This window comes from Paenibacillus mendelii, from assembly GCF_024498075.1.
Classification (GTDB): domain Bacteria; phylum Bacillota; class Bacilli; order Paenibacillales; family Paenibacillaceae; genus Paenibacillus_Z; species Paenibacillus_Z mendelii.
In genome coordinates this window covers 1-11,818 of sequence record NZ_JANHOF010000038.1, presented here as the reverse complement: position 1 = coordinate 11,818, position 11,818 = coordinate 1, and the positions used below count along the sequence as shown (strand labels likewise).

General features: G+C 49.0%; 9 protein-coding genes and 5 tRNA genes. 8 read left to right on the top strand and 6 right to left on the bottom strand.

The features are described 5' to 3' along the window. Positions 1-226 precede the first annotated feature (226 nt). Positions 227-1,120 (bottom strand): LysR family transcriptional regulator, encoded by an 894-nt coding sequence (locus NNL21_RS35600; protein WP_204819665.1) that lies wholly within the window; start codon positions 1,118-1,120, stop codon positions 227-229. Positions 1,121-1,244: 124 nt separating this feature from the next. On the opposite strand from NNL21_RS35600, the gene NNL21_RS35595 reads away from it, so the two are divergent. After that, complete coding sequence (locus NNL21_RS35595; protein ID WP_204819971.1) at positions 1,245-1,907, top strand: DJ-1/PfpI family protein; 663 nt, start codon at positions 1,245-1,247, stop codon at positions 1,905-1,907. Between the two features lie 240 nt (positions 1,908-2,147). Here NNL21_RS35595 and NNL21_RS35590 read toward each other — a convergent pair. After that, a tRNA-Leu gene (locus NNL21_RS35590) sits at positions 2,148-2,230 on the bottom strand. Positions 2,231-2,569: 339 nt separating this feature from the next. Here NNL21_RS35590 and NNL21_RS35585 point away from each other — a divergent pair. From NNL21_RS35585 to NNL21_RS35555, 7 genes are all read left to right on the top strand, one after another. Then, positions 2,570-4,405 (top strand): cache domain-containing sensor histidine kinase, encoded by a 1,836-nt coding sequence (locus NNL21_RS35585; RefSeq protein WP_204819664.1) that lies wholly within the window; start codon positions 2,570-2,572, stop codon positions 4,403-4,405. Then, a complete protein-coding gene (locus tag NNL21_RS35580; protein ID WP_256555707.1) occupies positions 4,395-5,954 on the top strand; it encodes a helix-turn-helix domain-containing protein in 1,560 nt (519 codons plus the stop codon). Before NNL21_RS35585 ends, NNL21_RS35580 begins: the two co-directional genes overlap by 11 nt. A 137-nt stretch (positions 5,955-6,091) precedes the next feature. Continuing rightward, on the top strand, positions 6,092-7,414 hold the full coding sequence (locus NNL21_RS35575; protein ID WP_204819662.1) for an ABC transporter substrate-binding protein: 1,323 nt from the start codon (positions 6,092-6,094) through the stop codon (positions 7,412-7,414). A gap of 90 nt (positions 7,415-7,504) precedes the next feature. Then, positions 7,505-8,374: a carbohydrate ABC transporter permease gene (locus NNL21_RS35570; RefSeq protein ID WP_204819661.1), complete on the top strand. Its 870-nt coding sequence runs from the start codon at positions 7,505-7,507 to the stop codon at positions 8,372-8,374. Positions 8,375-8,389: 15 nt separating this feature from the next. Continuing rightward, positions 8,390-9,217 (top strand): carbohydrate ABC transporter permease, encoded by an 828-nt coding sequence (locus NNL21_RS35565; RefSeq protein WP_204819660.1) that lies wholly within the window; start codon positions 8,390-8,392, stop codon positions 9,215-9,217. A 149-nt stretch (positions 9,218-9,366) separates the two neighbouring features. Then, positions 9,367-10,521 (top strand): Gfo/Idh/MocA family protein, encoded by a 1,155-nt coding sequence (locus tag NNL21_RS35560; protein ID WP_204819659.1) that lies wholly within the window; start codon positions 9,367-9,369, stop codon positions 10,519-10,521. 20 nt (positions 10,522-10,541) lie between these two features. Then, complete coding sequence (locus NNL21_RS35555) at positions 10,542-11,093, top strand: GNAT family N-acetyltransferase (protein WP_204819658.1); 552 nt, start codon at positions 10,542-10,544, stop codon at positions 11,091-11,093. A 249-nt stretch (positions 11,094-11,342) separates the two neighbouring features. Here NNL21_RS35555 and NNL21_RS35550 read toward each other — a convergent pair. The 4 genes from NNL21_RS35550 to NNL21_RS35535 all read right to left on the bottom strand — a co-directional run bounded on the left by NNL21_RS35550 (position 11,343) and on the right by NNL21_RS35535 (position 11,701). Further along, positions 11,343-11,425: transfer RNA gene (locus tag NNL21_RS35550), tRNA-Leu, on the bottom strand. A 38-nt stretch (positions 11,426-11,463) separates the two neighbouring features. Beyond that, positions 11,464-11,539, bottom strand: a tRNA-Lys gene (locus NNL21_RS35545). Positions 11,540-11,544: 5 nt separating this feature from the next. Beyond that, a tRNA-Gln gene (locus NNL21_RS35540) sits at positions 11,545-11,619 on the bottom strand. A 6-nt stretch (positions 11,620-11,625) separates the two neighbouring features. Next, positions 11,626-11,701, bottom strand: a tRNA-Val gene (locus NNL21_RS35535). Positions 11,702-11,818 lie beyond the last annotated feature (117 nt).

Below are 11,818 nucleotides of genomic sequence, written 5' to 3'. Positions count from 1 at the left end.
GGGAATCGAACCCGCGACCCTCGCCTTGGCAAGGCGATGCTCTACCGCTGAGCCACTTCCGCACGATTTTTAGAACGCATCCGTAAATCGCAGCGACAAGTAATAATATAACACCTCAGCGATCAAATTGCAAATGTTTTTTCGGAAATAACAAAAAAACTTCAAATCCCCCAACTGCAGCAGTCGAAGCATCCCCTCTAACCTATCCACGGACCGCTAAACTTATTCATTGACTTGAAAACCATTCCAGTACGGCATCGCGGAATCGAGCAGCCGCAGTCCCAAACAAGCGATCGCGGTGCATAACCAAGCCATGCTGGAGAGGAATGGTCTTCTCCAGGTCAAGAATATGCAGCTCGCCTCGCTCTACTTCACTCCTTACTGCCGATGCTGGCAGCATTGCGAGCCCGATCCCTTCCTTCACCATTTGTTTCACCATCTGCAGACTTCCGAACTCCAGCTGCTCTTGAAGACCGATACCCGCTCCTGACAGCGCTTGAGCGGCGAAAGTATGATAGATACAGCGGCTACCGAACGAAATAACGGGTTCACGTTCAAGGCGAGCCCGGTTGCGCATGAGTTCACTCGATGAGAGGCGATCTGGAATGACGCATACAAGCTCATCTTGAACAAGGGGTAAGAAGACTATTTGCTCGATTTGAGGGTCGGTCGGCACAATGCCAAAGTCGATCCGATGCTTCAACAGCTCCTCCACAATGTCTTTTTGAAATCCGGTCTCCGTTCGAATCTTAATCTGTGGGTACTGCTCTAGAAAGAAACGAAAAAAAGTCGGCATTAGCGTTACACAGAACGATTCCAGGACTCGAATCCGCACTTCGCCTGCCGGTTCGTTCCGGGTGTGCATCGCTTCTTGCATCACTTCGCCCAATTGAACAAACCGGTAGAAGTATGGGGCAGCCCTCACTCCCGCTTCTGTCGGTTCAACGCCTCTGGGCTGACGGTCAAACAGCCTTTCGCCGAAGGCTTCCTCCAATGTCCGCAGCTGTATCGTAACGGTCGATTGTACATAACCGAGGCGTTCTGCCGCCCGGCTGATGCTCTTCTCCTCAAAGACCGCAATAAAGGTCTGAATAACACGGCCATCCAGCTTATCCAGCATTGTCGTAACCCCTCCGGTATTTCGTTATTAAATACATCATATCATATACATTCGTTATTCACATACCTTTGGCTATGATACCTTATATTCAGCTACAACAACTTCATAGGCCAGAAAGGAATGAATCAATATGATCAACGGATTTCGGTTAGGGATTTATGTATTCAAGGATGCAGAGGTCGTCGACTATGCAGCACCTTACGGTGTCTTCTCCGTAGCACGCCGGTTCGATCCCTCGTTAGAGGCTTTCCTCATTAGCGATGCCATGCGTCCCGTTCAGACTCAAGCCGGGCTCACCGTCCTGCCCAACTATGCCTTTCAAGATGCGCCTCACATGAATGCCTTTCTAATTCCCGGGGGGTTCGGCACGCGCCAAGAAATGTATAACGGCCGGCTTCATGATTACATTGAGCAGCTTCCAGATAATTGTCTTCTAACAAGTGTATGTACGGGTTCATGGATCTACGGGCATATGGGCCTGCTGGATGGTCTCGCCGCTACGAACCGAAAAGAGCCTGACCGACTGGAAGCATCCCATATGGGGAAGGTTCCGATCGACCGGTTGGCGGAGATTGCGCCGGCTTGCCTGATCTCGAGGGCGCGTCTCGTCGATTCGGGGCGGATCGTAACGGCAGGCGGGATTGCTTCAGGAATGGAAATGGGCTTCCACCTTCTTCGAAGGGCTGGTTATGACGAGATGTTCATTGCCGATGTAGCGCGAACGATGGAGTACAGCGCAGCCTATGAAGGCTACAAGCATGATATAGAATACCACTCAGCACGTTAAGCATTTATCCCCTAAATGATTAAGATCATGTGGAAAACAAGTTAAGCCGTCAGCTGATCGTATCCGCCGGCGGCTTATCCACATGTGGATAGACGGCATCCGTCTCCATCTATGCACCTCTTTATCAACATAACTCGAATGATTTGGGTATAAGTCCTCTCATGATCAGCCGCGTATCTACCTATAAACAACAAAAAAACTCCCGGATCGTAATGATCCAAGGAGTTCTGAAGGTAAGGTTGGTGCGCGTAGAGGGACTTGAACCCCCACGGTCGCCCGCCAGATCCTAAGTCTGGTGCGTCTGCCAATTCCGCCATACGCGCGCATCATGCTGCAGCACTTCTATTTTATGCATCAAAAGTGTGCTACCTAAAATATTATACATGTTACCCACGTTATATGCAACTGCTAATTTATAAAGATTTATTGAGCATGAATTTGAAACGGTTTACCTCTTCTTAGTGAAGGCAGCACTAAACCGCCAATACCCCGACCATGGCTAATTACACAGCGATCTGAACCATTGACATCCAGGATAAACCATACTATATTCAACATGAATTTTCATACAATTCAACGGAAGGGCTGCCCCAGCTCCTAAGTATGACTGGGAGCAGACCCTTTCCTTTTGATTCATATGCTTTTGAAACGAGGGCAACGCGATGCAAAGAGTCCGGGGAAAGAAGCGATGGAAGCTATGGACAGTGACGTTATTGTTCATGATTGTTATTATGCTTGTCGCCTTGCAAGGCTATTTAGTGGGTGAGCAATCCGCTAATCAAATTGAAACCCTTCATGGACAGCTGATTTCGAAGAACCTGGAGTCCATGTCCATTAACATCGATAATCTATTGAACCAAATGATTGATTTCACACGATCCTTTTCATCAGACAAGGGCATCATAGATGCCCTGCTTTCCCCTAAACAGGTTGAGAAGGAGCGGCTGATTAATAATCGGATTCAATCCTTTGTCAGTTATTACGGGCTGCGAATTCCTCTATATGTTCAAATCGTTAGTGGAGATCGCGTATACAGTGGGATTACCCTGCATGAGAGCGAGAAGGAACGAATCCAATCCGTCCTGCCGGCCTTTCCTTGGTACAAGGATATTGAGGTATATGAAGTGCCCTTTGTATTCAAAGGGGTGGGCAAAGACTTTCACGATCTATTGGAAGATAACCAAGCATTCTATGTCGTGCAGAACATCATTTATAATAAACAGAAGCTGGGGACAGCGGTTATCCAAATGAATCAATCGCTTGTCCAACGTCTGATGCGTCAGGTTCAAGTTAACCGTTCGGCAACCGTATTGATTGCTGACAAGGATGGCCGGGTCTTGATGACCGATGAGGCTAATCGCGCAGACCTATCCTCCGTCTCCAAGAATGTGGCGAGTTATGCAGCTGCTCAGCCGGAGCTTGCCGGCAGCTCGAACAGCTTTCATATGAAATGGAATGACCGGGCTTATTTCTGTACGTATTACACGGTTCCAGAGCTCAAGTGGCATCTGGCCGTCATGACTCCCACCGATACATTGATCAGTCCCAGCAAGAATATATGGGCATTCACCCTGACTATTGTTGTTTCCTCCATCTTGATCATGATCGCCGCATTAATGTTCTTCACCAAGAAGGTCACGCTGCCCATTCTGCGTCTATCCCATATGATGCGAAATATTCAGGTGAACGGTCCGAGTATTACATTCAAAGATAAAGGAATCGAAGAGGTCGAAATTTTGTACACCGGTATCCAGCAGCTGGTTGTCAGAATTAATGATCAAGTCGATCAGATTACAAATGTGGAACGCGAGAAGAAGGATTTGGAATTAAATCTGCTGCATTCGCAAATTCGGCCGCACTTCTTGCACAATGCGCTTAATACCATACGGTGGATGGCGGAGATTAAGCGGGAAACCTCCATTGCCAAAGCATTAACAGCACTGTCCCGGATGCTGGATTACACCCTGAACCGGACGAATAGCCTGTGGAGCAGCTTGGATAAGGAATTAGCCTACATCCAGAGCTACATCGACTTCCAGGAAATACGCCTCATGAAGACGGTTACGGTTCATCAAGTCATTGACAAGGACGTTCTCGATGCCCGGATTCCGAAATTGACGCTGCAGCCTATCGTGGAAAACTCATTCCTGCATGGATTCGCCCAACTACAAGAGCGCGCACCTGAATTGACGATAACCGTAACCAGAGAACGAAGCGGACTCGTGCTCCGATTGAAGGACAACGGGATTGGGATGAGCGAGTCAACGTTGAAGTCATTACTATACCGGGGCGGTTCTGCAGCAGCCTCCCATTCCTCCACGACTTCCAAGATGACGGGAATCGGCATGTCCAACGTCATTCGTCGATTAGAGCTTGAATTTGGAGAGCGGTTTCACTACCAAATTACGAGCCGTCTGGATGAAGGTACTGAATTGACGATTCACATTCCCTATATTTCATCAAAGGAGGACGAACCGCGTGAAAGTGATGATTGTTGAGGATGATACCTTGGTTCGATTGGGCATCAAATCATTGGTTCCGTGGACGGAGATGGGGCTTGAGGTCGTCTGCGAAGCAGCTGACGGAGTGGAAGCAGCCTCTCTATTCCAGACGTACGCACCGGATATCACGCTGGTCGATATCGGACTGCCTAAAGGCAATGGTCTAGACTTTATTGAGCATGCGAGAACGATTCGTCCCGATGCAGAATTCGTCATTTTAACCTGTAATAAGGATTTTGAGCTCGTAAGGAAATCGCTTCGCCTTGGCGTGCGGGATTTTGTGATGAAGTCTACAATGGAAATCGAGGAGCTAACCGGGGTGATTCGCAGCACTGCTGAGCTGGTACGCACAAGAAAGGCAGCTAAAGACAGCGACAAGACGCTTACATCGATCAAGCAGCAAGCTTTCCTGCAGGATTGGTTAAATGGCATCTGTACGAGTGTAGATTTAATCGCAGCCAAATCGTTGGAGCTTGGACTTCAGACGGGGAGCTTCCCTTCATTCGAAGCATGGGTGATCCGGCTCAATATGCATGCTCGCAACGGAGAGGATTTACTTCCTCCCGATCTGGACAAAATCGGCTATGCTATTGGCAATGTAGCCAGTGAACTATACAAAAGCCAGTGGATCGGAATGGTCCCTGACCTGCGAAGTTGGCAGTGGCATGCTCTAATCGGCTCTGCAGCTTTGCCAGCCGATCCCCAGCTGCTCGCGGGCGCAGTTCGTCAGTATTTAGGCTTCGGCATATCGATCGGTATCAGCGAGCCGTTCATAAGACCCAACTTGTGGGCCAATCATGATCGCGCAGCTTTGCTGGCCTTAGAGCATAACTACTATGCAAGTGATACGAGCATTTTCAAATCTGGGATTCCCCTTCTCTCAAGGTTACCCGATCCCATTCATATCTGGAAGAAAGAGATGGTAAAGCATTTCACCCTGCTTCGCCTGGACGAGTCCCTCTTATCTCTATCCGCCTTCCACGCCTCGCTCGATAAGCCGCCCTTTCCTTTGCCAGAGCTCGTCAGGCAGCTGTTTGGCGAATTGCGAAGCGAGCTGTACAGTGTCTATTCCCACATGGAGGCCGCCTCGAAACCAACCGCATCCGGGCGTAGCAAGGCTACCTTCACGGATACTGTTCACCAGTTAAGCATGGAAATCCAGGCCTTACAGCGGCAATTAAGTGCTAATAGAGCTGTTTCCGAGAAGAAACGAATCGTTCAAGCGGTAGAAGAATATGTCCGGGTTCATATCATGGACGAAATCAGCTTAACATCACTAGCAGATACGATGAACATTAGCGCTCCCTACTTAAGCCGCCTGTTCAAGGATGAGACCGGCAGCAGCTTCACCGACTTCGTTCTCCATATCAAAGCCGAACAAGCTACCAAGATGATGAAGAACGGACTCGCCGTTACTGAGGTCGCGGAAAAACTGGGTTATATGAATCTCAGCTCCTTCTCGCGCATGTTCAAGAAGCTCTACGGCAAGGCTCCCTCCCATTACAGCAAAGAAGGCGACGATGGTTCAGCCGCAAAAGATAAATAAAGATAAAGCGCTGCAAAGAATGATAAGTGCAGCGTTTTTATTTTGCTCAAATGATAAGTTCCGTTCTTCTTTCTGTCATTCCTTCGGCTGAGCGGTTCCACTACAATTAGTACCAAACTAGATCAAGGGGGGTTCATATGTATCGTAAAGTGATTTCCGTTATGCTCGTATGTGTATTTGCAGTCATGCTCGCCGGCTGCGGAGGACCAAACAAGGCTAGCTCTGGAGAGAACGATACCGACAGTGCCGACAAGGTGAAGATTGTTTTTTGGAACAGCTACTTTCCAACCGTAGACGAGAATAACAAGTCCAAGAAGAAGGAAGAATTCTATATTTCGCAAGCCGTGAAACGGTTTGAGGAATCGCATCCTGGAATTACCGTGGAAGTACAGGACATGCCGAGCGGTAATGACCTGTTCACGAAATTTCAAACGTCCAGCATCGCCAAGAACGGACCGGATCTTACGGTGCTTTGGTCCGGCAATTACATGCTTCGGGCCAAGCAATATCTCGAAAAGTTGAATCCGTATTTTAATGGTGATGAGAAATCACGCATTATCGGTTGGGAAGCGACTACCGATGGGTTCAATTCCGAGGGGGACATCTATGGCGTTCCTGCAGGGACGGATGGCACATTCGTTTTCTACTACAATAAAAAGCTATTTAGAGATGCAGGCATCGATCCTGAAGCATCTCGGCCGAAAAATATCGACGAGTTCTTCGCCATGCTGGATAAGCTCAAAGCCCAAGGAACCGTCCCGCTGGCGCTTGGTAAAGATGCCTTCTGGCACATCGCCTCCTATTGGATTTCTCAAACGGTTACCCCTTCCGGCTTGGATCAGCTGGTGAAAGGGGAACGTCATTTCAGCGACCCCGCACTCGTGCGTATCGCAAGCAAATGGGCAGAGATATACGAGAAGGGCTATGCCACGCCGCTTGATCAAGGCAGTCAAATGTTCAACCAGGGCAAGGCCGCTATTTCACCCGGCGGACATGGAGGGATTGTTTCTTTGCGCAAAGTGCTGGGCGACGATCTTGGGATGATGAAAATTCCCGACTTTTCCAATGATGTGGCCATTCACGACGGAGGTGTCGGTGGAGTAGGCGCAGCTTACGTGGTAACGAACTATTCGGAGAATAAAAAGGAAACGGTCGAATTCATTAAGTTTATCCTGAGCAAAGAAGAACAAATTCATTATATCGAATCAGGGGAAGGTTCGCTTACGGTCACCAATGACATCGATATAAGCCAATATACCAAGGATCCTTACATTGCCACGATGCAGCAATGGGCAGCCGAACCGAGTACGATATTTTGGCCGGACAATGTTTATCCGGCAGAGCTGACTAGCGAGATATCGGCACTGGAGCCTCTGCTTTTCACAGGGAAGATCTCGCCGGAGAAGTTCATGAACAAAATAGATGAGAAACGTGATGAGATCAAGAGCGCTAACAAGTAAACCGCGAACATGACCAACATGGAGGGAGGCCTTCTCTATTCATCCGGAGAAGGCCTTTCCGATCCATCAGGCTGAACGGGAGGGAACACGATGAACCTTGCAAAACGCGAGCACTGGCTCGGCTGCTTTTCCGTGCTGCCGGCCTTTGTCCTGCTCGCTATCTTTATGGGGTATCCCATCTTTAACACGTTCTACCACAGCTTTACAAATTGGGACGGATTGAATGCGGATTGGATCGGGCTGGAGAATTACCGTGACATCTTCACTGACGGTCAAATATGGAAGCTGCTGCGCAATAACCTGATCTTCCTGATATCGATTCCCGGGATATTATTCATCTCCTTAATCGTCACCGTCCTGCTCTACGAGGAAGTCGCCGGGTGGAAGTTTTTCCGATCCGTCTATTACTTGCCAACGATTCTGTCCGCAGTTGTCGTGGGCTTCTTGATGAAAACGATATTCTCCCAAGGCGGGAATTTCAATGTACTGCTCCGATCTCTTGGTCTTGAATCCTTGATCGTCGATTGGCTCAACGTTGTGCCGACCGCCTTTATGGTGCTGATCTTCTGTTTTTATTGGCAAACGCTTGGGCAAGGCACGCTCATCTTCTTATCCGGCATGTCGACTATTACGACGGATATGTTTGAAGCTGCACGAATCGATGGTGCTGGCTGGTGGCAGCGTCTGTGGAGAATCACGATTCCCAGTCTCGTCCCGACAATCTTTTATTTTACGATAACGAATGTCATCTTCGTGTTTGTTGGATTATTCGGTCTTATCTATTCCGTAACTGGCGGGGGTCCTGGCTATGAAACCACCCCGATCGATTACATGATTTACTTGAAAGCATTCACAACCGGGGAATTTGGTTTTGCTTCGGCATTATCTGTCGTGCTGTTTGCCATTGTCATCGTCATTTCCTGGATCCAGCTTAGATTATCGGACAAATGGTCCGAGTAGAAAGGGCTGTTTCAAATGAAACCATGGTTCTCCCTGCATCGCGCACTCATCTTCATCATTCTGTTGCTCGTCGCTTGCCTATCGCTTTACCCTCTGATATATATGGCGGCCAGCAGCTTGAAAACCTCTATGGAGTTCATTGAAGATCCTGCCGGATTGCCGAAAACATTATACTTCGATAATTTCAAAGCACTTTTTTATCGCTTCGATGTACTCTTACTGTTTGGCAATACGGCAGTCTGTGTAGCAGGTGGCTTGGTCATCACGCTCGCCGTATCCATTCCCGCCTCATTTGCCTTCGCTAAGCTCCGGTTTAGATGGCGCAGTGCTTTATATATCATCCTGATCGCGACCATGACCATACCCGGGATCACGTTTTTAATTCCGAACTATTTATTGATGTCGAAGCTGGGCTGGATCGATCATTTTATATCCGTCATCGTTATTTGGGGGGTGACCTCGATTCCGGGCAATGTCTTTCTTCTTACGTCCTTGATGCGCGGTATGCCCAATGAGCTGTTGGAGGCCGTTAAGATCGACGGGGGCAATTACTGGCATCTGATGGGACGCATCGTCCTGCCGATGAGTATCCCCGGAATTATGACCGTCGGGATCTTTAATGCGACAGGCTGGTGGAATGATTTGCTCACGCCTCTCATTTATCTTCAATCCGACGCAACCAAAACGATGACTGTCGCCGTCGCCACCATACTTGGCCGATTCAGCAGCGACTATCCGCTTCTATTGACCGGCCTGCTGCTGACCTCTATACCGCCAATCCTTATCTACATTCTGCTGCAGGGCTTTATTCGCAAAGGGCTTGTCATTGGAGCCGTTAAATAACTCATTAGAATGCTAAGGTTTCGGACGTAGGCGCCATCTATGATCCCTGAACGATTAACGGTTCTTGAGAGTGAATTTAATAGTTCGTATACGGTAAATAATGTGATAGATTTAGTAGTAGAGGTAATTTTTCCTAGGGAGGGAATGACATGAAGAAAGTAAAGGTCGGCATTGTCGGTGCGAGAGGCTTAAGCACGTTATTGGGTTTTCAGTCTTGCCCGGATGCCGAGGTTGTCGCGTTATGCGACTTGGACCAATCCTTATTGAAAGAAGCATCCGCTCGGCATAACATTCCGAACACCTATCGCGTTTACGAAGATATGCTAGATTCCGATATTGATGCGGTTGTAGTATCCTCGCCGATGCAGCTGCACGTACCACAAACACTTGCCGCCCTAGACGCCGGTAAGCACGTGCTAAGTGAAGTGACAGCAGGTGTCACGATGGATGAATTGTGGTGGTTGAAGCAAGCCGTCGAGAAATATGGCAAGGTATACATGATGGCCGAGAATTACTGCTACATTCCCGAGAACCAGCTGATTAACAACATGGTCGAGCAAGGATTGTTCGGCAATGTGTACTTCGGGGAAGGCGAATATCTTCACGACATTAAAAGCCTCGCTGTGGGCTACAATCGCCCGACTACCGGATCGGCCAGCAGCAGAGCGTCCTGGAGACAATATTGGCAGCTTGGCAAACGCGGTGCCTTCTACCCGACCCATAGTCTTGGTCCAGTCATGAAGTGGTTCAAGAACGATCGCATTAAGTCCGTTACCTGCCTTGGGACTGGTTGGCATACCGCGCCGGAATTACGTCAGGAGGACACAACCGTCACCTTGTGCCAGCTGGAGAGCGGCAAGCTGATCAAGCTTCGCATCGACTGCATCTCTGCCCGTCCACATAATATGTCGTACTACACCCTTCAAGGAACCAAAGGCTGTTATGAAGCACCACGGGGGTTAGGGGATCAGCATAAAATCTGGCTCGCGTCCGACAATAACGGATCAGACCATCCCGAATGGCGGCCGCTGAAGGATTTCTACGATTACTTGCCAGACCGTTATAAGAATGTGACCGATGAACAGCGGGCTGCCGGCCATTGGGGCGGGGATTATTTCATTGTTCAAGACTTCGTGGATGCGATTACCAAGAACGCCAAACCCGCCATCGATGTCTACGAGGCTTGTGAATGGACAGCCGTTGCCCTGCTCTCCGAGCTTTCCGTCATGAATGGCGGGAAGACGATGGAAATGCCCGATTTTCGAAACAGCTCCTCATACCAAGATCAGATCATTAAACTATAACTTTCCCATAGGAGGCGCTCATGGATCAACAACCGCAATTGGTCATGCTCAATCCATCCCTTTCTGAATTACCGCCATTACAACTCGCGCAAGGATATTCCATCCGGACTTTCCAGCCAGGAGACGAAGCCGCGTGGGAGTCCATTATAGGTGAAGCCTTCGGTGGGGCCTACCTGTTCGAACACATGACAAAAGATGATCCGTATGCACCAGAGCGTGTCTTCTTTGTATGCAGCGATGACCAACCTGTAGCGACCGCTTCTGCCTGGTGGAGGCCGCAATGGGGGGAGTTCACCGGATATCTCCACATGGTGGGGGTTCTTCCCTCTCAAGCAGGCAAAAGATTAGGCTACACCGCCAGCCTGGCGGCCATGCATCGTATGGCAGAAGAGAACCGCTCACGTGCGATTCTAAATACCGACGACTTCAGAATACCGGCTATCAAGATCTATTTGAACCTCGGGTACGAGCCTGTCGTAGACCATCCGAGCCATTACGACCGCTGGAAGCTTATCTTGACTCAACTAAACGAGCAAGAGCGTCTGAGTCGGCTTCAGCCCTATTCCAAGTAATTTATCCCGGTGTTGAATCGATTGTCGGCATTGAAATGTAAAGTGGTGAGAGAAGGAACCTTCTCTCACCACTTTTATTATGAACAGGCATGCGAGTGCTCCTCCATTTAACGACCTTCTTACCCAAACTTGGATCGGCCAATCCTCTTGCGCGGCACTTAGCTGTTAATATCCTAAATTCTTCATGGCATATAGCTTTAAACACAAAAAATCTCAAGATCGAATGATCTTGAGAGTAGCGTTTGTTGTTGGTGCGCGTAGAGGGACTTGAACCCCCACGGTCGCCCGCCAGATCCTAAGTCTGGTGCGTCTGCCAATTCCGCCATACGCGCACGTGAATATCATAAACCATTCTTCGTTTAAGGAAAAATGGTGAGCCATGTAGGACTCGAACCTACGACACCCTGATTAAAAGTCAGGTGCTCTACCAACTGAGCTAATGGCTCATAAATGGCTGGGGATCCAGGGATCGAACCTGGGAATGACGGAGTCAAAGTCCGTTGCCTTACCGCTTGGCTAATCCCCAACAATATGGTGGAGGCTGACGGGATCGAACCGCCGACCCTCTGCTTGTAAGGCAGATGCTCTCCCAGCTGAGCTAAGCCTCCATATTATGCCCGATATGTACTCGCTTTACCCATCTTATATCGGATTGGGAAAGATGGTGACCCGTAGGGGATTCGAACCCCTGTTACCTCCGTGAAAGGGAGGTGTCTTAACCCCTT